The organism is Virgibacillus pantothenticus (assembly GCF_018075365.1).
Classification (GTDB): Bacteria; Bacillota; Bacilli; order Bacillales; family Amphibacillaceae; genus Virgibacillus; species Virgibacillus pantothenticus.
Genome location: NZ_CP073011.1, coordinates 2,777,895 through 2,801,244, shown reverse-complemented (window position 1 = coordinate 2,801,244; position 23,350 = coordinate 2,777,895). Strand labels below are relative to the sequence as shown.

The 23,350-nt window shown below is 38.5% G+C and carries 19 protein-coding genes; 10 read left to right on the top strand and 9 right to left on the bottom strand.

Features of this window, described 5'->3' with window-relative positions; genetic code table 11:
• Positions 1 to 88 precede the first annotated feature (88 nt).
• Positions 89 to 1,015, top strand: a complete 927-nt coding sequence (locus KBP50_RS13175; protein ID WP_050352140.1) for an ROK family protein — start codon at positions 89 to 91, stop codon at positions 1,013 to 1,015.
• A 98-nt stretch (positions 1,016 to 1,113) separates the two neighbouring features.
• The gene (gene galT, locus KBP50_RS13170; protein ID WP_050352141.1) at positions 1,114 to 2,589 is read left to right on the top strand and encodes a UDP-glucose--hexose-1-phosphate uridylyltransferase; all 1,476 of its coding nucleotides are present in this window, start codon (positions 1,114 to 1,116) and stop codon (positions 2,587 to 2,589) included.
• A 264-nt stretch (positions 2,590 to 2,853) separates the two neighbouring features.
• Here galT and KBP50_RS13165 read toward each other — a convergent pair whose 3' ends face one another.
• Positions 2,854 to 3,318, bottom strand: coding sequence for a hypothetical protein (locus tag KBP50_RS13165; protein WP_050352142.1), 465 nt, complete (start codon positions 3,316 to 3,318; stop codon positions 2,854 to 2,856).
• A complete protein-coding gene (locus KBP50_RS13160; RefSeq protein ID WP_050352143.1) occupies positions 3,290 to 3,529 on the bottom strand; it encodes a helix-turn-helix transcriptional regulator in 240 nt (79 codons plus the stop codon). The genes KBP50_RS13165 and KBP50_RS13160 overlap by 29 nt, the downstream gene beginning before the upstream one ends.
• 738 nt (positions 3,530 to 4,267) lie before the next feature.
• Here KBP50_RS13160 and KBP50_RS13155 point away from each other — a divergent pair.
• Both KBP50_RS13155 and KBP50_RS13150 read left to right on the top strand, forming a co-directional pair.
• Positions 4,268 to 5,848, top strand: a complete 1,581-nt coding sequence (locus tag KBP50_RS13155) for an esterase/lipase family protein (protein WP_050352144.1) — start codon at positions 4,268 to 4,270, stop codon at positions 5,846 to 5,848.
• Between the two features lie 254 nt (positions 5,849 to 6,102).
• On the top strand, positions 6,103 to 6,564 hold the full coding sequence (locus tag KBP50_RS13150) for a hypothetical protein (RefSeq protein WP_050352145.1): 462 nt from the start codon (positions 6,103 to 6,105) through the stop codon (positions 6,562 to 6,564).
• 17 nt (positions 6,565 to 6,581) lie between these two features.
• Here the strand turns inward: KBP50_RS13150 and KBP50_RS13145 are convergent, their stop codons facing one another.
• From KBP50_RS13145 to rfbA, 7 genes are read right to left on the bottom strand one after another with little or no spacing between them, the layout of a single operon-like run.
• Entirely contained in the window at positions 6,582 to 8,273 is a 1,692-nt protein-coding gene (locus KBP50_RS13145) for a DUF6044 family protein (protein WP_050352146.1), read from the bottom strand.
• Positions 8,236 to 9,366 (bottom strand): dTDP-4-amino-4,6-dideoxygalactose transaminase, encoded by a 1,131-nt coding sequence (gene rffA, locus KBP50_RS13140; RefSeq protein ID WP_050352147.1) that lies wholly within the window; start codon positions 9,364 to 9,366, stop codon positions 8,236 to 8,238. Before rffA ends, KBP50_RS13145 begins: the two co-directional genes overlap by 38 nt.
• A 7-nt stretch (positions 9,367 to 9,373) precedes the next feature.
• Positions 9,374 to 9,730, bottom strand: coding sequence for an EamA family transporter (locus KBP50_RS13135; protein WP_050352148.1), 357 nt, complete (start codon positions 9,728 to 9,730; stop codon positions 9,374 to 9,376).
• Positions 9,730 to 10,425, bottom strand: coding sequence for a GNAT family N-acetyltransferase (locus tag KBP50_RS13130; protein ID WP_050352149.1), 696 nt, complete (start codon positions 10,423 to 10,425; stop codon positions 9,730 to 9,732). The genes KBP50_RS13135 and KBP50_RS13130 overlap by 1 nt, the downstream gene beginning before the upstream one ends.
• A gap of 58 nt (positions 10,426 to 10,483) precedes the next feature.
• Positions 10,484 to 11,434 carry a glycosyltransferase family 2 protein gene (locus KBP50_RS13125; RefSeq protein ID WP_050352150.1) on the bottom strand — a complete coding sequence of 317 codons (951 nt, stop codon included), beginning with the start codon at positions 11,432 to 11,434 and terminating at the stop codon, positions 10,484 to 10,486.
• Positions 11,410 to 12,444 (bottom strand): dTDP-glucose 4,6-dehydratase, encoded by a 1,035-nt coding sequence (gene rfbB, locus KBP50_RS13120; protein ID WP_050352151.1) that lies wholly within the window; start codon positions 12,442 to 12,444, stop codon positions 11,410 to 11,412. The genes KBP50_RS13125 and rfbB overlap by 25 nt, the downstream gene beginning before the upstream one ends.
• Positions 12,444 to 13,370, bottom strand: a complete 927-nt coding sequence (gene rfbA, locus KBP50_RS13115) for a glucose-1-phosphate thymidylyltransferase RfbA (protein WP_050352152.1) — start codon at positions 13,368 to 13,370, stop codon at positions 12,444 to 12,446. The genes rfbB and rfbA overlap by 1 nt, the downstream gene beginning before the upstream one ends.
• Positions 13,371 to 14,053: 683 nt before the next feature.
• Between rfbA and KBP50_RS13110 the strand changes: the two genes are divergently transcribed.
• From KBP50_RS13110 to asnB, 6 genes are all read left to right on the top strand, one after another.
• Positions 14,054 to 15,073, top strand: a complete 1,020-nt coding sequence (locus KBP50_RS13110) for an ABC transporter ATP-binding protein (protein ID WP_050352153.1) — start codon at positions 14,054 to 14,056, stop codon at positions 15,071 to 15,073.
• The gene (locus KBP50_RS13105) at positions 15,060 to 15,992 is read left to right on the top strand and encodes an ABC transporter ATP-binding protein (RefSeq protein WP_050352154.1); all 933 of its coding nucleotides are present in this window, start codon (positions 15,060 to 15,062) and stop codon (positions 15,990 to 15,992) included. Before KBP50_RS13110 ends, KBP50_RS13105 begins: the two co-directional genes overlap by 14 nt.
• Before the next feature lie 4 nt (positions 15,993 to 15,996).
• A complete protein-coding gene (opp4B, locus tag KBP50_RS13100; protein WP_050352155.1) occupies positions 15,997 to 16,959 on the top strand; it encodes an oligopeptide ABC transporter permease in 963 nt (320 codons plus the stop codon).
• Positions 16,960 to 17,043: 84 nt separating this feature from the next.
• Positions 17,044 to 17,892, top strand: a complete 849-nt coding sequence (locus KBP50_RS13095; RefSeq protein WP_082241008.1) for an ABC transporter permease — start codon at positions 17,044 to 17,046, stop codon at positions 17,890 to 17,892.
• 83 nt (positions 17,893 to 17,975) lie between these two features.
• Positions 17,976 to 19,793, top strand: coding sequence for an oligopeptide ABC transporter substrate-binding protein (opp4A, locus tag KBP50_RS13090; protein ID WP_050352157.1), 1,818 nt, complete (start codon positions 17,976 to 17,978; stop codon positions 19,791 to 19,793).
• 1,092 nt (positions 19,794 to 20,885) lie between these two features.
• Positions 20,886 to 22,733, top strand: coding sequence for an asparagine synthase (glutamine-hydrolyzing) (asnB, locus tag KBP50_RS13085; protein WP_050352159.1), 1,848 nt, complete (start codon positions 20,886 to 20,888; stop codon positions 22,731 to 22,733).
• The last annotated feature ends 617 nt before the right edge of the window (positions 22,734 to 23,350 follow it).

Genomic DNA, 23,350 nt, shown 5'->3' with positions numbered 1-23,350 from the left:
TCGATATTTTGTTTAAACGGTAAACTTTAAGCTAGGTTAAGGATAGTTTTTGACTTGCTAAAAGAGTGTTGAAAAGGTGAGGATAATGATGAAATACGCCATTGGGATTGATATTGGAGGAACAAAAGTCGCTGCTGGAATTGTAAATGAATATGGTGATTTAATCCAACAGGAAATAGTTAGCAGTGATCCTGCTGATAAAGAAGCAATGTTTGCTAGCGTTGTTCGGTGTGTAGAGCAGCTTATGAACCATTCCAGCATTCCGATTGAAGAAATATATGGCATTGGTGCAGGTCTACCAGGAAAGGTAGACCGTGAGCGAGGAGTTGCTGTTTATCAGAATAATTTACCCTGGGACAATTTTCCTTTTACCGATCGACTACAAAAAGCAGTCGGTATAGAACGGATTGTAATCGATAATGATGTATATATGGCAGCATTTGCAGAGTGGAAAAAAGCCGCTATGACGAAACAGGAGCTACTCGTGTATATTACGATTAGTACAGGTATTTCCTGCTCCATTATTCAAGGAGGTGAATATATCCGTGGTGCTGGCTTTGCTGGAGAATTGGGATTAGTTCCTGTTTATTCTAAAATGAGTAATGAACCGCTGCAAAGGTTGGAAAGCGCTGCTTCTGGTCCAGCTATGCAGCTGCAAGCACGTAACGTTTATGCAAATGATCAAGTATTAACGAAGGATATTTTTGCTAATTATTTGGCAGGAGATGACGAGGCACAACATTTAATAAAAGAAATGGTATCTGTTCTGACACAAGGCGTTTATATGGTCCATAGTTTGTTAGATCCACACAAAATAATATTTGGTGGCAGTGTTGCTATCCATAATCCTTGGCTATTAGAGCTTATAAAGGCGAAGCTCCAAACATATTTGCTTGCTGAACAAAGCCATATTTTAGATAGTATGGAAATCAGCAAGTTGAATAATGTGCAAGGTGTTATCGGAGCAGGATTAAGAGCATGTATGCTGGTAAAATGTACGTCACAGAAAACCTAAATAGTGTTTGTTCAAAAGGGTAAGAAAAATAAGACTGAGAAGTTAAGGAAACATTTTAGTATACTTTTTGAACAACCTCTACAAGGAGGGGATTTTGAATGATCTATTCCTATTTAACAGGACTTATCGAGCAAGCTACCTCAGCTGAGATGATCGAATATGCAGATAAAGTATATGCGCGAAACCAGATCATGCGTTTATTACATTTGGAATCATTTCCGAATGAATCTGTACCGGTAAAAGATATACCCATACCAAATCTATTAGATAAATTGATTGACTATGCGATTGAACACGATGTTATTCGCGATATTTTAAGCGAAAAGGAAATCCTGGCAGCTAGTATTATGAATTGTCTCGTCGCACGCCCTTCGACAGTAAATGAGGTCTTTTATAAAAAATTCAACCAATCACCAGTAAAGGCTACAGATTATTTTTACGCCCTTTCAAGGAATAGTAATTATATTCAAATGAACCGCATTGCGAAAAACATTAGCTATAAAACAGATACGCCTTATGGAACCATGGATATAACTATTAATTTATCCAAGCCAGAAAAAGACCCCGAACAAATTAAATTAGAACGAGAAAAATCCAAGGATATTACCTATCCGAAATGTCTATTATGTGTGGAGAATGAAGGCTATACAGGAAGAATTGACCACCCCGCACGTGCAAACCATCGAATGATAAGGGTTCCTCTAGCCGATGAAATGTGGTTTTTTCAATATTCGCCGTACGTTTACTATAATGAACACAGCATTTTATTATCGGAACAACACAGAAATATGAAAATCGATAAGCGAACGTTTGCACGACTGTTAGCTTTTACAGAAAAATTCCCGCATTATTTTATTGGGTCTAATGCAGACTTGCCGATTGTGGGCGGATCGATCTTAAGTCACGACCATTATCAAGCGGGGCGGTATGAGTTTACAATGACCAATGCTAAAGAGGCATTTTCATTTTCTTGGAATCAGTATCCGCAACTGCATTGTGCCGTGCTACATTGGCCATTGTCTGTAATTCGGTTAAAAGGAAAACATACATCTGATTTAGTGGACGCAGCAGACGAGGTCTTAGCAGTCTGGAAAAGTTATTCTGATGAAGCAGCGAATATTATAGCATTTACAGAGCAAACACCACATAATACTATTACACCGATTGCGAGAAAACGTAACGGCGTGTATGAGTTGGATCTTGTATTACGGAATAACCGGACAACAGAACAGTATCCACAAGGTATTTTCCATCCACATGCAGATGTGCATCATATTAAAAAGGAAAATATCGGCTTAATTGAGGTGATGGGACTAGCAGTATTGCCTGCGCGATTAAAACAAGAATTAGCTGATATAGAAAGCTATTTATTAGGTGAACACCAACAAGTTGCAGCCTATCATAGAGACTGGGCGGAAAAATTGAAGAAACAGTACCCAGGCGTAGGAACACCTGAAGAAGCACGGCAAATTGTGCGCAAAGAAGTTGGAAATAAGTTTGTGCGGATTTTACAGGATGCAGGTGTATTTAAGGACAACAGTTCGTTTAAACGGTTTATCCATGTGTTATGCTAACGGATATAGGAAGTTATTTCGTGATATGGATAATGATATTGTCAAAGTCTCGAATCAGTTATCTGAACAGCATAAGCGGTTGTTGTTTGGTACAATTGGTTATTTGTTTATCCAAAGAAAAACCGGTAAAGCGCATGAAGTTAATTCAATAACAAACTTTTTAATCGCCCCCTAAACGTTTTATAGAAGCTGTATGTTGCTCTCCCTTGGGATACTTGTTTTCCAAAGGAGAGTAATTCATTTTCAAAACACATTATATTTTGCTTATGATTGCTTGCGTATGGATAAGTAATAAATCGTTATTTGCGCGATCGGGTAAACAAACAGAAGCAACATTGGATAGAATGGGATCACGTCATCTATGAATGGATAGAGAAACATTAGAATGAGCATAAAGCCAAATACAAAGGGCATGAAAAGGTAAACTTTACGACAAGCATTAGCTGTAATTATTTTTTCTCGCTCATCCTGTTCAGAAAACTCTTCTGGCATAAATAATTTCAAAAATATATGTTGATGTTTTTTGGAATTGTGCCGGTATAGTAAGATTCCGAATCCAGTTGCAATCAATAAAAAGATAATAGTTGGTGTAATATTTACGAATGCTTGAGTGCTCTCATTTTTAACGACGTCTGCTACTTGGCTTGCAAATGAATAAAGCGGTATAAACCCCCAAGCAGCTATCAATAATCCAAATATGCTAATCCAGTAAATCGATTTCATTTTCATCGTCTCTCTCCTCCTCCTGTAGCCAAAAAGTTTCTTCCATAGGTAAGCAGAAAATTCTACATATATTTAAGGCAAGAAATAAGGATGGAACATAATCTCCTTTTTCAATAGCCGCAATGGTCTGTCGAGTAACGCCAACTTTTCTCGCCAGTTGTTCTTGTGTTAAATTAAACCGTGCCCTCAACTCCTTTACACGATTATCTAATTTCAATCAAGCCAGCTCCTTCCTTAGACATCTTCCATTACTTACATCTCATTTTTTTGCTCTTTCCATAAAAGCTTCTATAAGGAGTGTATTATTTTCATTTGCGCATGTCAAGTTTACCTAACATTTTGTTTAGCTGATTTAACTTTAGTGAGGTTTTAGATCATCATTGCTGTGTCCATAAAATAATTAAGTTTTAAAAAATAGTTATTTCTATCGGGAAAATATTGTGTACTAGGATAATTTTCACGGTACGAATAACGGATGTTCAAATGAGAGGTAATCGTGTACATTGAAGATATAAAATGCATAAAACGGATCCATGTGTTTGTCCTCATTGCTAGTCTTCAAATTGGTTTACCATCGTGTTCATTTTAGAGAATGATGGAGTGGTTATTTTATAAATGTTCCGCAATTAAGACCTGCTATCCCGTCTATAAGTTGCTGTAACACTCCCACTTGAGGAGTTGGATAATCTGTACTGCAATAAGTGTAAGTAGGAGATAACAGCACCTACACCCTATTTCGTAAGAAGCCTTTAGGTCATACCATTACGGCACTAACAAGCCGTGGGGGATGAATGAAAACACCTACTGCTTGAAGATTCCCTTTATCGTAAAATGCTTTCCGAACTATTACTGTTGTTTCTCCTATTCCAATTATTAAAAAAAGAATTATTTTCCAATCCCATCATTGTTTAATGATGTTTCCATAAATTAAAAAAATTAAAATGGAGGAGAAAAAATGGCAAAACGTTTATTTATTTCGTTGCTGATCGGTTTGCTACTATTGACCACTCCATCTTATGTCATGGCACAATCGCAAAATTTACCTAATCCAAAAAAAGTCGGTGAGGGAACAGAACAATCAGTATTGGGTAAGGGAGATAATGGAAATAATGAAACACCAGGGGAATGGTTTGTAGGTGAATCACCGTCTAACCCATTGCCGAATGCTCCGGTGTTATTATTTGTACCTGGATTGAATAATGTCGCACAAATATTTTGGGAGGAGGATGGTTTATACGAAGCGGCCTATGAATCTGGTTATGAAACTGCGTTTATCCAGCTGTATGATGCTGGAGGTGCTTCAGCGGATATGTGGGATAATGGAAAATTACTTGCAGAAAAAATAGAAGAAATTTCTGCTCATTTTCAAGGAAAGCCGATTACGATCATAGCTTACAGCAAAGGGGGAGTCGATACGCAAGCTGCTGTAGCATACTATGGAGCATGGCAATATGTAGATCGGACCCTTACTTTATCCAGCCCCCATCACGGATCGGAATTGGCAGATTTGGCAAATAGTAATTGGGCAGGGTGGCTAGCAGAGTTACTCGGGTTACGTGGTGAAGGGACCGCCGCTGTAGAGACTGGATATATGGAATATTTTCGTTCGTTGACAGATGAGAAGCCGTATGCATACGTGAATGATTTTTACACTTTTGGTGGTACGGACTGGGGATCGATGTTTTCCTCGACTTGGTTTGGCGGGATGTATTTATCTAATTATGGTGATAACGACGGCGTAGTAACAGCAGTAAGTACTCGTTTGCCAAAGGGGGAAGAAGTTGCAATTGGCAATTGGAACCATACTTCCATTCGAAGCAATGTCCTTTTTCCTGTTTTAGAAGACTATATTTTTACAGAGAGTCAGCCTAACAAGCGCTATTCATTCAACACGGCATTAGAGGGAAAATCTGCTACAGCAGAGCAGTATGTGTATGGTAGTCGATTAGAAAAAAATAAACATGAAAAGCATGCTTTTCCAATTGAAGAAACTGTCGATAAAGTGAACATTCAATTATATACTGCAAGCCCGTTAGGTGAAGTGCAACTTGTTGATCCGAATGGGAAAAGTTATCCAGTAACGCAGGTAGCTAAGCAAAATGGAGGCTTTTTTGCTGGAGCAACTGGATATAGTATTCAAGTCAATCATCCTGTATCTGGAGAATGGTCGTTAAAAATGCTAAGCGATCAGAAAAATGCATATTTATTGCAAGGTCAATTTGATAAAGCAACCAAACATCAAATTTTATTGGAGGCACCATTAAACCGAGGCGTAACAAATGAATTGCCATGGAAAACGAATGATGCTCAAGTAAAAGATGAAAGTATTGAAACGGTGTATACCATAGTGGAATCAGGGGAACAAATTCCCGTAATGACTGGCACAATAAAGGGGGGATCCTTTAATTTATCAAAGGAACTTTCTTCGTTGAAAAAGAATCAAGCATACAATATTACCATAGATATAAAAGGTGAAACGATTTCTGGATCGCCATTTAAACGAACAGTGGTTGATTCGGTTTATTTAAGTGAGTAAGCAGCTCTCTTTGAAGTCTGACCCGTAGAAGTAGTACATGTAGCAAACCATTCGGTAGCCCATTAATTAGGGTTTGGTCAATAAAAAAGGCTTTCCGTCGCTGATAATACCATCCAATTGCCGGATGGTATTTATTTTTTTCATTTTTATAAATAAAGAGTTTCTATCAAGAAAAACGGAAAACTGTTTCTTTAAGCAAATAATAATTACCTAAAGCTGAGAATACGATAATAACATAGGGAGGAGGGGGTAGCATGAGAAAAGGCATTATTGTTCTCGTTAGTCTGATCAGTATAATCGTGTTGGCTATTTTTCTTCTTATCAAATCATCCCCCGAGAAACAGGCAGAGGAAGCGGCAGAGGAGTTCTTTACATATGAACAGGAGGGCGCTTTTGCAAACTCTTGGGACATGTTTCATCCATTCATAAAAAATAAATTTACGAAAGAAACATATATTCAAGGTCGTTCTGAGGCAATGATGACTTTTTTTGGCGAGCTGGATTTCACTTATAGCTTTGGGGACGTAGAGAAGATAACGGACTGGAGCCCAGGGAAGGATGAGGATCCTATTCCCACAGCATATCGAATCACAGTTTCCCAACAGTTTGCAGGTAAATACGGAAATTCAAGCCTGGTACAAGATATTTATCTTGTAAACATAGAAGGGGAATGGAAGATATTATGGGATTATAAAAATGGGGATGAGGATAGCTAGTAAAAATAACATTTTGCTCACCCCACACGATAAAGCCAAATCTTCCATGCTGCATCTGGATGATCAAAGGTTCGTTCTAAGACTAGGTTCAGTTCACTGGCATTGCTGATGGGAACGGCTGACAATATATATTTTCCTCCTAATGATTGAAGCGCATGAGTATTAATTTCTAATGGAACGGGCTGATTACGATTTTTCGTATACAAATAATTCTTTCCATGTTCAGCGACGTACATATATAATCTGCTGCCCCATGTATCAAAATAGTTTTCTAAGGTAGGATTTTTTCGCAATTCACCTGCAATGATTTTGCGAAAAACACGCTTATACTCTAATGGAAAACTGTTATTGTATGTATCTAAGGTGTAGAAGCCATTGTATTGGGCAATGGTAGGATGCAAACCGACGCTAACGACACGGTAATCGCTCGGATTTGTTCCAATATAGTTTTGGATATCATCGAATAATGCTTCTGCGTAGAACTCTTTAAATGTAGGCGTACCGATTTCACTGTATTTTGCCTCTTCGTTTAACGGGAACAGGATATAACATTGCATAATGACTGCTCCAATAACAAGCATTTTGCCAAACCGCAAATGTTGCCAAAGGATGGCTAAGGCAAAGGCAAATGCAATATACCAAATAGCAGGGTCAAAAAAATGAATGCGCGCAAAATTAAATGTGTTGGCAATCATGATGTTATCTTTAATGAATCGCCAGCCTTCCCAATACCAAAATGCATACCAAATGGATAGGAGGAGGTTAACAAAAAACAATCCGAGTAGACAGTATGGTTTTAGACGACGGTAAGCGGCTACTAAGAAAGCAACCGCTATAATTGGAAGAATCACCAAATGCTGATAAGCCATGTCATGGGTATGTCCATAGAGAAAATTATCCAACGACAGTTCTATACTCCGTTGAAACGAATTATGTCCAAGGTTTAATGCGTCTCGATGTGAAGTGAATCCAGCATCAAAAAACATCGACACAATTAATAAATAATTTTTTACAAGGTAGATCACCGCCATAAGTGTAATAGCAATAAACAGCGGCCAGTTTACCTGTTTAAATCGTATCCAATCGATAAGCCAGAGCAGTCCCATGATGGACAGAAAGAACACGAACGTTAGCACGAAATTGGAGAAAAAAGGGATGATGCATAAGGTAATCCAATAAAACCAGCGCGTATTCCATCCATCTTTACGGATTATTAAAAATAAGAATAGCGCTAAAGGCAGACCAGCTATGGATAACATTCCAGATGGCCAGTAAGGTAAAAGAGCAAAGGTTAGAGCAGTCCCGACAGAAATAAAAGGTAGTTTCAAGCCAAACGACGTGAAGTTTTTCAATAATAAATACATCCCAAAAAATGCTGCAAAACGCATAATGGTTTGCCCAATACCGTAAGCTGTCATCGGTGCAAATATCGTATATAGCCAGACCATTGCATCCAAACTAGATGGTAGTGCACTTCTTGGTAGACCATTGATGACATTTGGAAGTGTGGTATCTGTTAATGTGAAGATGGAATCACTTTCTGCGAGCAATTGATACCATACCATATTCGAATCCATATTATCATGAACACGAATATGAGTATCTTCTCCTAATAGATAATACGGGAGAAGATAGGCGACAATCACAGCACAAGCAATTCCAATGAACAGCTTATGGTTGGAAAAACTCCTGTATTTGACTAGTGACATGATGTATCGCCCTTTCTCCTATCCGATAATAAAGTGGTAAACGCAATAATCGCTTACTCTCTCTCGTCGTATATTGATCCGTACCTATAAAACTACCATAAATAGCTCCTGCATAAGCACTATGTAGTGGTACATAGTGGCTGGCTGTAATAATATCGCGCTCTTTTAAATAGGCCATTAATCTATTTCTGTCATGCTCATTTGTAGTCTTGATAAAAAACATATGTGCATTATGTGACCCATTCTTTGGAATCACTGGTAACTCTATAGCATTTATGGACTGTAACTGCTTTAATTCTTTATCGTACAGGCCCCAGCTTGTCAGCCGATTAGCAGTTATTTCTCTTGCATGGTTTAATTGGACAAATAGATAAGCGGCATTTAGTTCACTTAAAACATAGGAGGAGCCAACGTCTCGCCACGTATATTTATCTACCTCACCACGGATAAATTGTGAACGATTCGTCCCTTTCTCCTGGATGATTTCTGCGCGTTCCATAAGGGAGGGATCGTTAATAAGTAATGCTCCTCCTTCGCCACAGGTAATATTTTTTGTATCGTGGAAGCTAATTGTCCCCATATGGCCAATAGTACCAAGCGCTTTACCTTTATATGTACTCATCAGTGCCTGGGCTGCATCTTCTATAAGCCACAAATTATATGCTGCGGTTAGTTCTTGTATTGCATCCATATCGCAGCTTACACCAGCATAATGGACAACGACAACAGCCTTTGTTTGTTTGGAAATAGCTGCTTCAATAGCTTGAGGGTCTATGTTCATGGTGAGTGGATCTATGTCGACAAAACGAACCGTTGCTCCTCGTAGTGTATAGGCATTGGCGGTGGAAACAAACGTATAGGAAGGCATGATTACTTCATCTCCTTCAGATATATTCATCAATAAAGCAGTCATTTCCAACGCAGCTGTGCAAGAAGGAGTCAATAACACTCTTTCGCATGCGAGGTTGTATTCCAACCAATGGGAACATCGTTTACCGTAAATACCATTTCCAGATAATTTATTCTCATGCAACACCTCGGTTAATACATCTATCTCTGATTCTACTACACAAGGTTTGTTAAACGGAATCATCTCAAGGTCACCTCATTATAATAATTCCAATTATGATAAGTGAAAAGCCGATTACTTTTTGCGTCGAAATAGGCTCATTGAATAATAAAACAGAAAGAATAAATACTAGGATAAAAGATAAACTCATAAAAGGATATGCATAACTAATATCAAACTTGGTCATAGCCGCCATCCAGCAAAGAGCTGCCAGGCATGCAGCGAACAGACCGGATAAGATCCAAGGATTCAACAGTAGCTGCAGTAAAAACATCATTTTCTTCCAAAAAGCATCAGGAAGCGCTCCATATTGGTTGATTTTCCACTTTAAAATAAGCTGACCATAAACGGTAAAACCAATCGTTCCTAAAATATAAATATAACCCATTACCAGTCTCCTGCCGACAGGGGTGCCACATTGCATTTGTGATAGACATCTATTGCTCCGCCTATACGAAATCCAATCGAGATAAACACATTCAACGAAGGGAAATTTGATGCTGACACCGATGTGGTAACATGTTCATAATCACCAAGAGAAAACAGATGTTTAACACAATGACTGGTAAACGGTTTTGCTAACCCTCTTCCTTGATAAGGCGTATCAATAGCTAAAAGCGTAACATTGTTTTGATCAAACGCAAAAAAGCCAGCAAGCTGTTTCTCGTAATACAATGTAATAATGTTGTTGACCTTTGCCAAGTCCAATACCCAGTTTTGAAATCGTTTGTTTACCATCCAGTCAGGAACGTTAAAATCACGGTGGAAACGGCTATGATGAAAGGCGTTGCCAGCAATATGTGTAATCTGCGCTATATCATAATCATCACTAAGAGAAAAGGCCTCATCCTTAGCAAGAACTAATTGGTCTTTTCTACAGAAAGGTTTCATTAACGTATCTGTATAATAAAATCCATATTTATACAATAATTCAGTATTTTGAGTCGGGTCTATTTTTAATGTAAAATGTCCACGTATGTTGTCGGTTTGCCGTAATGCTACTTCGGAGGAAGAGGTTAGCTCGAACGTATTGATTTGAAAGTTCCGTTCATCCCACGGAGTAGGCTGTAAATAAGTTGTCATCGTAAATCAGCTCCACTTGTATGGTTTATACATAGCATTTTTATACAATGTGCCATGTTTACGCTTTTTGGCTATCATCTGTTGTTTCACGGATGAGGTATAGTGGCCGTCCTTTAATTTCATTAAAGACTTTTCCAATGTACAGACCTAGGATTCCGAAATTGAAAAAGATCAGCCCACCAATAAAATAAATAGATACCATCACGCTAGTCCAGCCTGCTACAGGTTGTTCCAAGAAAAAATAACGGATAAACAAATATAGACCGTAGATAAAGGAAGCCGATGAAATTAGAAAACCAAATTGAATGGAAAGTCGTAAAGGCTTATTCGATTGGGCGATGATCGTATCTGTTGCCAACGTAATTAACTTCTTCAAGCTATACGAAGATTTACCTTGTTTTCTAGCATCATGATCGATGGCAATGGAAGCTGTTGGATACCCCATCCATTGTAAAAATAGTGGGAAAAAACGATGTTGCTCTCGCATTTGTCGAAAGCCATGAACGACTTTTTTGGAAATGATACAGAAATTAGCGATGGTATGGTCGGAAGTCGTTCCGGTAAAGTAATCATAAACACGATAAAATATTTGCGACGTTTTTTTCTTCCACCAATGATCTTGACGGGTTACCCGTTTGCCAAATACAACGGCATACCCTTCTTGACTTTTTTGAAATAGACGGATAATTTCTTCTGGCTTATCTTGCAGATCGCAATCCATGACCACAACCCAATCCCCGTTTGCATAATCAAGGCCAGCTGTTATTGCATGATGTTGCCCAAAATTACGAGCTAAATTAATACCTTTAATGCAATGATTAGTAAGATTCAATGTAACAATCGTTTCCCACGCAAGATCAGGACTTGCATCATTGACAAGAATAATTTCATATTTCGCTGCAATTGTATGAATAGTTTCAATAATCCTTTGACAAAGTTCCTCTAAATTTCTCGCACAACCATATACCGGAATGACGATAGAAATTAGGATAGAGTCGTTTTTAACCATTTGTTTACATAGCTTTCTACAGTTTGTTGCAGCTTCTTGTCAAACGTTCCTGTTGGTTTCCATCCTAGTTCAGTTCTAATTTTTTCGTCATTCAGAGCATAGCGCTGGTCATGACCAGGACGATCATTTACATAAGTAATTAAGTCTGTAAACGATGCTAGTTCGTATTTATTTGTTAATTCAGGCAATTGATTGTCTAAAATGGAACAAATTTTTTGGGCAATCATTGTATTGTTATACTCATTTCCGCCGCCAATGTTATAGGATTCAAGTGCACTTCCATCGTGATAAACTCGATCAATCGCCTCGCAATGATCCTTCACATATAACCAGTCGCGAATATGACTGCCATCTCCATAAATAGGAATCGGTTCGCCATGTAAAGCACGATAAATAATAGTCGGAATCAGCTTTTCTTGGTTCTGTTTCGGACCGAAGTTATTAGAAGAATGGCTTATGACAATGTTCATCCCATATGTGTAACCAAAACTGTTAACAAGCATGTCAGCTCCCGCTTTGGAAGCACTATACGGGTTGCGTGGTTGGTATGGTGTTGATTCGCTGAATTTCCCTTTAAAGCCTAGTGAGCCGTAAACTTCATCTGTAGAAATATGGTGAAACCTCCTTGTTTGCAGCTCGTTTTTTTGTTCCCAATCTTGTTTTGCAGCTTGTAGTAAAACCATCGTCCCTAATACATTTGAATGAACAAACTGCGTCGCATCAGCAATTGAACGATCTACATGTGATTCTGCTGCAAAATGAATTACCCCATCAATATCATTGCTTTCAAAAATCGACTGTACGAGTTGGTGATCCGTTATATCGCCATGAACAAACTGGTAATTTGGTAAATCCTTAACTTCTATTAAATGTTCTTTGCTCCCTGCATACGTTAATTTATCGAGATTAATAACTTGATAGTCTGGATGTTTATTCAAGAAATAAGGGATAAAATTACTGCCAATAAAGCCTGCTCCACCAGTTACTAAAACCGTTCGCCTGTTTTTCATTATTTCACCAGCCCCAGTATGGAATGTGTTACCATCTCATCCCAATAAGGATTCGTATGCTTGCGATGTGCAATATCTAGTAAATAAGCGCCATAATCATTTTTATGCATTTCTTTTCCTTTATTAATGAGTACATCTCTAGAGATATATCCTAAATAATAGGCGATCTCCTCTAAGCAGGCAATTTTGAATCCTTGCCGCTGTTGAGTTATTTTTACGAACTCAGCAGCCTCAAATAAAGCATCATGTGTTCCAGCATCCATCCATGCAAATCCTCTTCCTAGTAGCTGGACATCTAATCTTCCTTGTTGTAAGTAGAGACGATTTAAATCCGTAATTTCGAGCTCACCTCGTTTGGAAGGCTGCAAATTTTTAGCTAATTGAACAGCACGATGATCATAGATATATAAACCGGTTACAGCGAAATCTGATTTAGGCTGTAAAGGCTTTTCTTCTATAGAGATAGCTTTTTGTTGTTGATTAAATTCCACTACTCCAAATCGCCTTGGGTCTTTCACTCGACAGCCAAATATGGTTGCATGTCGATGATGCTTCATTGCGTTGCGAAGAAGCATTGTAAATCCTTGTCCAAAAAAAATATTATCCCCAAGGATTAAAGCGATATGCTCCTTGCCGATAAAGTCTTCGGCAATCGTTAATGCTTCAGGTATTCCGTCTGGGTTGCTTTGTACTTTGTAGTGAAGAGAAATACCAAGTGCTGATCCGTCTCCTAATAAAGTAGTGAATCTCGGTTGATCTTCAGGAGTACTAATAATCATAATTTCTTTAATACCAGCGAGCATAAGCACAGAGAGTGGATAATAAATCATTGGCTTATCATAGACGGCTAATAAATGTTTGTTAATACTGTCCGTACTCGGTGATAACCTTGTACCGCTTCCACCAGCTAAAATAATTCCTTTCATGATTACACCCCTTACATTTGGAAGATATATTCCAATTCTAACATGCTATTAGTTATTTATTACCTAAATATTCTAAAATAATCTTACATTTAGATTGCAGTTTTGTTTCTGAGATGAAATATTCTTAAAGAAACATGTTTTTAACCGTCATATAGAGAGAAAATGAATAGAATACTTTATAGATGTAATTGAAAAAAATATAATTTATCCATTATTTAAGGGTGCTATTAGACTCCCACCTCAGGAGTTGGATATATTGCAACAAGTTTAAGTGGGAGATAACAGCACCTGGATGCCACGTTCGTTCAGAGGCCTTTAGGTCATACCATTACGCCACTAACAATCGGTGGGGATGGATGAAACCCCCACGGATTGAAGATTCACCTTATATAACTTAATCATCAGAAAAAAACAACTTTTTTCGTTTATCGAAATCTTCCCTTTTTAAAAACAGTTGATTTTAAAATACGTATACCTTATAATACGTATTATTATTTTATTTTATTTTACAAAAATTTTACACGAGTATATGTCGCTTAATAAGGAACATAATGTACTCTTCTTAGGTTAAAGTGTCAGAAAAATGAATACAAAAAAATCTTCATTTTTTTAAAGGTAAATTGAAAGAATCTTCAATTTACTAATGAATTATTTTTATTGTGCAAAATTTGAGGGAGGTCAACATGAGTACCAGCTTATTGAAAATCCAAAATTTAAAAACATCTTTTCGAATAAAAGATGATTATTATGCCGCTGTGGATGATGTTTCTTTAACTGTTCATAAGAATGAGACATTGGCAATTGTTGGTGAGTCAGGTTCTGGTAAAAGTGCATTAGCGTTCTCAATCATGGGGCTACATACTCGGGCCAAAATGGAAGGAAACATTTATGTGAAAGGTCAGGACATTGTAAATTTGCCTCCAGGAAAGTTGAACAAGCTGCGGGGGAATGATATGGCGATGATCTTCCAGGATCCGTTGACGGCGTTAAATCCGTTGATGACAGTAGAAGATCAGATTGGTGAAGCTTTATTATTACATAATCGACAATTATCCAAACAAAAGCGAAAAGAGCAGGTTGTTCACCTGCTAAATCAAGTTGGTATACCGCGTCCAGAGTATACTTGTGAACAGTATCCGCATCAGTTATCCGGTGGAATGAGACAACGGGTGATGATTGCAATTGCTATCGCCAATAAACCAGAACTTCTCATTGCCGATGAGCCGACTACAGCACTGGATGTAACCATTCAAGCACAAATACTTGGCTTAATGAATGATTTGAAAGAACAGATGAATACAGGCGTTATATTAATTACTCACGATTTAGGCGTCGTGGCTGAGACGGCAGATCGAGTAGCGGTTATGTATGCAGGACAAATTGTAGAAATTGCAGATGTGTATACACTATTTAAAAATCCGCTGCATCCTTATACGAGATCATTATTAAATTCCATTCCAGCTGAAGACAGTGTGCATGATAAGCTTCATGTGATTCAAGGAATCGTTCCTTCGTTACAAAATCTTCCGCGACAAGGCTGCCGTTTTAAAGCACGAATTCCTTGGATTAGCGATGAAGCACATGAAGAAAATCCCGAGTTGCACGAGGTAGAACCGGGGCATTTCGTACGCTGTACCTGTTACCAACAATTTTATTTCCCTGAAGAAACAATAGAGGAGGAATCAACCCATGGCACTTCTTGAGGTAGATAAATTAAAGGTACATTTCCCCATTCGAGGGGGAATTCTAAATCGTAAAATTGATGCGGTGAAAGCTGTTGACGGGGTTTCTTTTTCCATAGAAAGAGGAAAAACGTATGGGCTTGTGGGAGAGTCTGGATCTGGAAAAACAACCACAGGTAAAGCGATTATCGGTTTGAATAGTATCACTTCTGGAAGTGTGAAGTTTGACGGAATTGATTTAGCAGGTTTTAATTCCAAAAAAACAAGTTTGCGTAAAGATATTCAAATGATTTTCCAAGATCCATATTCCTCTTTAAATGGAAAAAAGCGCGTGTTGGATATTATCGCAGAGCCATTACGAAATTTTGAAAAATTATCTAAAGCAGAAGAGAAAAAGCGTGTGCAAGAATTGCTTGAACGAGTGGGATTAAGTCCAGAGAGTATTTTAAAATACCCACATCAATTTTCTGGTGGACAGCGGCAGCGAATCGGGATTGCAAGGGCAATCGCCTTAAAGCCAAAATTAATTATCGCCGATGAACCTGTTTCCGCACTTGATGTGTCTGTTCAGGCGCAAGTACTTAATTTTATGCAAGATATTCAGAAGGATTTGAATTTAACGTACTTATTTATAAGCCATGATTTAGGTATTGTAAAGCATATGTGTGACGATATAGGAATTATGTATAAAGGGCGCTTTGTGGAAGAAGGTACGAAAGAAGATATTTTTAACCACCCGCAACATATATATACGAAGCGCCTTGTAGCGGCAATACCAGATATCGATCCGGTTAACCGTCAACAGAAGAAAGTATACCGAGAAGAAGTAGAAAAAGAGTATCATAGTAATTATAATGAATATTTTGATCATGAAGGGTTAGCGTATCAATTACGCCATATATCGGATTCACATTTAGTAGCTTTACCGCAGAAAGGTTGATAGCATGTGGAAATTTATTGTTAGACGGCTGTTAATTACCATGCCACAAATTGTTTTACTAAGTATTTTAGTATTTATTATGGCACAGCTTATGCCAGGAGACGCACTATCTGGTTTAATTGATCCGAATATTGATCCAGCAGCAATTGAAGAACAACGGGAGAAACTTGGCTTAAACGATCCTTGGTATGTGCAATATACAGATTGGGTAACCTCAGCTTTACAAGGTGATTTGGGACAATCCTTTCGCTTTAAGATGCCAGTATCTGAATTAATTGGACAAAGGCTCGTAAATACGTTTTGGTTATCGTTAGTAACATTGATCATTACATATCTGATTGCTATTCCTTTAGGTATTACGAGTGGACGTTACAATGATACATTACGTGATCAATTGATCAATGGCTATACGTATATTGGTTTTGCGACTCCATTATTTATCTTTGCCTTAGTTATGTTATGGGCTTTTGGCTATGGTCTAGGATGGTTCCCAACCGGCGGAAGCGTAGAGCCGGGATTAGAACCAGGATCATTTGCGTATATAATGAGCAAAGTGAATCATTTACTATTGCCTGCCATATCGATGGCATTAATAACTACAGTAAATACGGTGCAGTATTTGCGAAGTGAAATTATTGATACGAAACAGAAGGACTTTGTTCTTACTGCAAGAGCTAAAGGGGCTTCCGAGTCACGCGTTTATCGTCGTCACATATTCCGAAATTCATTATTACCGATTGCAGCCTATTTTGGTTTTGAAATTACCGGTCTTATTGGCGGAACCGTATTTATTGAAACTATTTTCAGCTACCCGGGAATGGGATTGTTATTTATGGAATCTGTGTTGCAGCGAGATTACAGTGTGGTAACATCTGTTGTCTTGTTATTCGGAATCGCATCGATTCTAGGGGCTTTACTATCAGATATTATTTTAAGTCTCGTAGATCCGCGAATTCGAATTAAATAAACAGTTGACTATCATGGAGGTGACATACAATTGGAATATTCAAATGTGGAAGCAGTTGGGATAGATAAGGATAAAGTTCCTTCTATGACGAGAATCATTTGGCGAGAAATTGTTCGAGATAAAGTTGCGCTTATATCATTTATTTTTATCATTACCATTACCGGTTTTGTTTATGGAATTTCATTATTTTTAGATCAGTCAGAAATTGTAAAAGTAGACTTATTTGCGATTAATCAGCCACCGTCTAGTGAGTTTTGGTTAGGTACAGATTACGGAGGCAGAGATATATTTGGCCAATTAATTATCGGAACACGTAACTCATTGTCCATTGGATTTTTAGTGACACTTATGACAGGTATCATTGGGGTTACTTATGGATTAGCATCAGGTTATTTTGGTGGTACCGTAGATAATATTATGATGCGTATCGTTGATTTCTTTTTGATTTTACCATTCTTAATGATTGTTATTGTATTTGTGGCGATTGTACCGGAGTATAGCATATGGACATTTTCACTGATTATGACAGCTTTTCTCTGGATGGGGATTGCCCGCTTAATTCGTTCGAAGGCATTGCAGGAGCGAGAGCTGGATTATGCGCAAGCCTCGAAAACGCTAGGGACTCCGCATTGGAAGATTATGTTTTTCCAAGTTTTGCCTAATTTGAGTTCATTAATTATCGTAACGATGACATTGAATTTGGCTGCTAATATAGGCTTGGAATCTGGGTTATCCTTTTTAGGGTTTGGGTTTCCCGAAGATACCCCAAGTCTAGGTACACTGCTTGGATACGCAAGAAATCCACAAACATTGGAACTAAGATGGTGGATTTGGGTACCTGCAGCTATTATGGTGTTCTTATTGATGTTAGCTGTCCGAAATGTAGGAGAAGCACTTAAACGTGCAACAGATGCAAGACAACGAAGAGGATAAATAAATGAGTTGCTTACATCTAAAGATGTTAAGTATAGATAACGTCGTATGACGTATACAAAAAAATAGGGAGGTCAAGTAATATGAAAGAAAATCGTTGGCGTATCGTTTTATCTGCAATCATGCTAGGTTTAGTACTTATGCTAGCTGCATGTGGTGGAGATGAGGAAAGCAAGTCAGATAAATCGGATGATAAGAAGTCAGGAAAAGATGGCGAACAGATTTATTCCATTGATGATTTTAATGTAGAAACGAAAAATGAAGGGAAAGCAATAAACGGAGGCCACTTGAAATTTGGTGTGGTTACAGATACAGCAATTGAAGGTTTGTTAAACTTTAATTTTTATTCAGGAGCTCATGATGTTGAATTCATTAAATGGTTTGATGAATCTTTATTAGATGCTGATGAAACACATAATTTTAATCAAGATGGTGCTGCAACATTTGAAGTAGATGACAGTGGAAAAGTGTATACCTTTAAGATTCGCGATAATGTAAATTGGCATGATGGCAAGCCAGTTACTGCTGAGGACTGGGCATTTGCCTATGAAGTCATTGGCCACCCTGATTATCCTGGGGTTCGTTATGGTGATGATTTTACGATTATTGAAGGTATGGAAGAATATCATAATGGTAAGGCAGATTCGATCTCAGGGATTGAAGTGGTAGATGAAAAAACATTAAAAATAACGTATAAAGAGGCGTCTCCTTCTTTACTAAGTGGAGGTATTTGGTCATACGCCTTACCGAAGCATATCTTTAAAGATATTCCTGTAGCTAAAATGGCGGAGTCTGATGCTGTCCGGAAAAACCCAATTGGTATGGGTCCATATAAAGTAGATAGCATTACACCGGGAGAAGCGGTTGTCCTTACGAAAAATGAAGATTACTGGCAAGGGGAGCCAAAGCTAGATAAGGTTACGGTTAAAGTCGTTAATCCTAAAACCGTTGTACAAGCTTTAAAAACAGGAGAAGTAGATACTGTACATGAATTCCCAGCTGACCAATATCCAGATAATGCCGACATGTCTAACGTAGAGTTTTTAGGCAATATAGACATGGCATACTCTTACATTGGCTTTAAATTAGGTACGTGGGATAAAGAGAAAAAAGAAGTAAAACCAGATCCAAATAAGAAAATGGCAGACGTTAATTTGCGTAAGGCAATGGGACACGCGATTGATAATGATGCTGTAGGAAAGCAGTTTTACAATGGCTTACGTTGGAATGCGACAACTTTAATTCCACCGTCACATCCAAATTTCCATGATAAAGACAATCCTGGAATAGCTTATGATCCAGAAAAAGCGAAGAAAATTTTAGATGAAGCTGGTTATAAGGACACCAATGGAGACGGTATGCGCGAAAATCCAGATGGCGAAGAGTTAGTTATTAATTTTGCGTCTATGTCAGGTGGAGAAACTGCTGAACCAATCGCTAATTATTATATCCAAGCTTGGAAAAATGTTGGGTTAAATGTTAAATTATTAGATGGTCGTCTACAAGAGTTTAATTCATTCTATGATCGTATTGGTCAAAGCGGTGATGACGATCCGAAGATAGATGTTTATGCAGCTGGCTGGGGTGTCGCAACGGATGTGAACCCAGCAGGGTTATATGGACGTGATGCGCTATTTAATTTCACACGCTATGCGAGTGAAGAGAATGATAAGCTGTTAAAGCAAGGTGTCTCTAAAGATGCAATGGATTTAGAGTACCGTCAAAAAGTATATAAGGATTGGCAACAATTAATGGTTGAAGAAGTTCCTGTAATTCCAACTAACTATCGTGCGAAAATAGTTCCAGTAAATAAGCGTGTGTTGAATTATACGATCGCAAATAACTGGGCAAATTATTATGAAATTGCTGTAACGCAAGAAGAACCGGTAAAAGCGGAATAATTTCGGAAATGGGCAGCCTGTGATGAGTTTATCTAGCAGGCTGTCTGTTTTTTTATTGGTTGTATAGGAAACTTGCTTGTGGATAATGAAATAACCGAATAGTCACGTCCAGCGCATGAGCCCAGCAACGATGCGACTTTAGAAATGCGCCCTACGATAAGGCCTCATCGGTTCGTCGCAAAGAGGAAGACCGACTAAAAACGGGCTTGCCGCTCAGGCGTCGGCATACCCCTGGTTTTAGTGGCATGATTCCTAAATCTTTAGTTGATTCGTTCCATTCACTGCGTTGCTAAACGGGCGCTTGCGCCTTTGTTCCACTATAGAGGGAGTATAAGATTTTTTTGGTTTATAGTATAAGAAGGCTTCGCCATAAGATTTGTCGACAAGCCAAGTTTTTCTAAAAAGATAAGAAAGTATAAAATTAGGTGCTTGAGGATAACGAAATAACCGAATAGCCACGTCTGGCGCATGAGCCCAGCAACGATGCGACTTAAGAAATGCGCCCTACGAAAAAAGTCATCATCGGTCCGTCTCTAAGAGGAAGGCCGACTTAAAACGGGCTTGCCGCCCATACGTCGGCTTACCCCTGGTTTTAGTGGCATGATTCCTAAATCTTTAGTTGATTCGTTCCATTCACTACGTTGCTAAACGGGCGCTTACGCCTTTGTTCTGTCCCCGCAAGGAGTTTGAATGTTCCTATTCAGTAGTTTACGCATCCAAGCGAGAAACTCGAGCACGCCAGCGTTAACCTCACGCATCCAAGCGAGAAACTCGAGCACGCCAGCGTTAACCTCACGCATCCAAGCGAGAAACTTGAGCACTGCATGTGTTAACTCGCGCCTCCTAGCAAGAACCTCGAGCATAGCCAGCCCAACTCGCACATCACACCCAGTAGTTCGAGCATTGCAGGTAGTAACTTGCGTAGTGCAGCAAGTTTCTCGCGCATCACAGCCAGAAAATTGGTAAAACAAATGGTTATCAATGAAAATAGAGCTCTCTTACACAATACTATAGACATTTAGTCATATCCCCTCTGTTTTTCTCATAAACTGTTCTGTAGGTTTGCTATGCTTCTAGGGAGGGTGACACGATTTGTGCGGAATAACTGGACATGTGAATTGGAACAAAGATGTGCGAGCAGATCGACAAATGCTTGAGAAGATGACGGAGACGTTGTCACATCGGGGACCTGATGAAACGGATACATGGATGAATCAACATGTTGCTTTTGGTCATAAGCGTCTGTCGGTCATTGATATTGAAGGCGGAAAGCAACCAATGCAAAAGGTCAAGAACGGTGATACGTATACGCTGGTATATAATGGGGAGCTATATAATACAGAGGAATTACGCAATGAATTATATCGTAAAGGCTATGCATTTGATACAACATCAGATACAGAAGTACTACTTACAGCATATTTGGAGTGGAAGGAACAATGCGTGGACCATTTAAATGGCATATTTGCTTTTGCGGTGTGGGATGGACTGAAGGAGCAGCTTTTTATAGCTAGAGACCGTTTAGGGGTAAAGCCGTTATTTTTTCAAGAAAAAGCTAGTCAGTTTATTTTTGGTTCGGAATTAAAAGCAATTCTTGCCCATGAAGCTGTTAAAGCAGAAGTTGATCGGTTTGGATTAGCTGAAGTGTTCGGACTTGGTCCAGCACGTACACCTGGTCATGGTTTATTCAAAAATATGCAAGAACTTCGTGCAGGGCATGCTCTTATTTTTTCAAAACATGGAGTAAAAAAATGGCGCTATTGGAATGTAAAGAGTCGCCCACATACGGATTCAGTATCAGAGACGGTAAGTAAGGTAAGAGAGCTATTTATCGATGCAGTACAACGACAGCTTGTAGCTGATGTCCCTGTGTCTACTTTTTTATCTGGAGGGTTAGACTCAAGCGCTATTACAGCTATTGCTGCCAATTATTTTAAAGCGCAAGGAAAAGAAGCGCTTACTACTTTTTCAGTTGATTATGAAGGTAATGCTGCTCATTTTAAAGCAAGTAAATTTCAACCATCTATGGATCAGCCATATATTGAAGAAATGGCGGAAGCTTTTGCAACCAACCATCATAATGAGGTTATCACTGGTGAAGAGCTAGCCAGTCATCTAAAAAGAGCAGTAGAGTTGCGCGATCAACCTGGAATGGCAGATATTGATTCTTCGTTATTATGGTTTTGCAAACAAATAAAAAAACAGACGACCGTTAGCCTTTCAGGAGAATGTGCGGATGAAATATTTGGAGGTTACCCGTGGTTTCACAACCCGCCAACGGATGAAGGAACAGGCTTTCCATGGATGAGGTCATTAACATCACGTATGGACTTACTTCACTCTCCATGGCAGGAAAAATTAAAACTTCAAGAATATGTCTATGATCGTTACCAGGAGACGATTAATGAAACGCCTCGTCTGGATGGGGAAAGTGCAGAGAATGCCCGAAGAAGAGAATTATTTTATTTAAATATGCACTGGTTTATGGCACAGCTACTTGACCGGAAAGACCGAATGAGTATGGGCGCTAGCTTAGAGGTGCGTGTACCATATGCAGATCACCGGCTAGTGGAGTATGTGTGGAATATTCCGTGGGAGATGAAGATGCTTGAAGGAAGAGAAAAAGGCATCTTACGAAAAGCAATGGAAGGAATTTTACCTGAAACCATTCTCTATCGTAAAAAAAGCCCATTTCCTAAAACGTTTCAGCCTGCATACACGATTGCGGTGAAAAAGTGGATGCGTGATATATTACATGATAAAGAGGCAAGAATATTTGAATTTTTAAATAGAGAAAAGGTAGAAGCTATTTTAGAGACTGAGGGTAAGGAATTTAAAGATCCTTGGTATGGACAGTTAATGAAAGGTCCACAACTGATTGCTCATCTTTGTCAAATAGATTACTGGCTACGAACTTATGACGTCCAAGTAGTGGAATAAAAATGGTTTTACCACTAGCAATGTGCTAAACACCTTCTTTATAACAATCCAAAATGGAATGGTATTCCCCAGAGCATGCCGTGGTAGATAGCTTTCCACGGCATGTCATTTTACTAGGAAGCTACTCTTTATCCATATGATAAAAGAGTACTCCATAACCTATGAAGCAATAACGATTTCACTTTTTTTATTCATTATCGCTTCTAATTTTTTACGGAATCTTTCTGTATAAAGTGGATGATGTAACTTTTTATATTTTTGCTTAGTTGACGCACTTCTGTATCATAAATGATTATATTACGAATCTGTGGGTTATTTAAATAGTTCCGAAACCATGATTGTTGCCTTAAGTAGCGAATATTTTTTCAATATCTTCTTCAGCAACGCGTCTGTCATCTTGAAAGGAAATCCATAATTCAAAAAGCAGCTCCAGCACTACGACCAAGCAAAACACCTCCAGTCGAAATAGATTGACTTTACATAAACGTTGTTTTATAAAATAGATTTGATTAATAGAGCACTATGCTATACGTATTTCATTATATGAAGTTTCCTATTTAGATCAAGTCCTTCATTTCACTTTTGGGACCTAGAAGACAGACGATATTTTCTGAGCT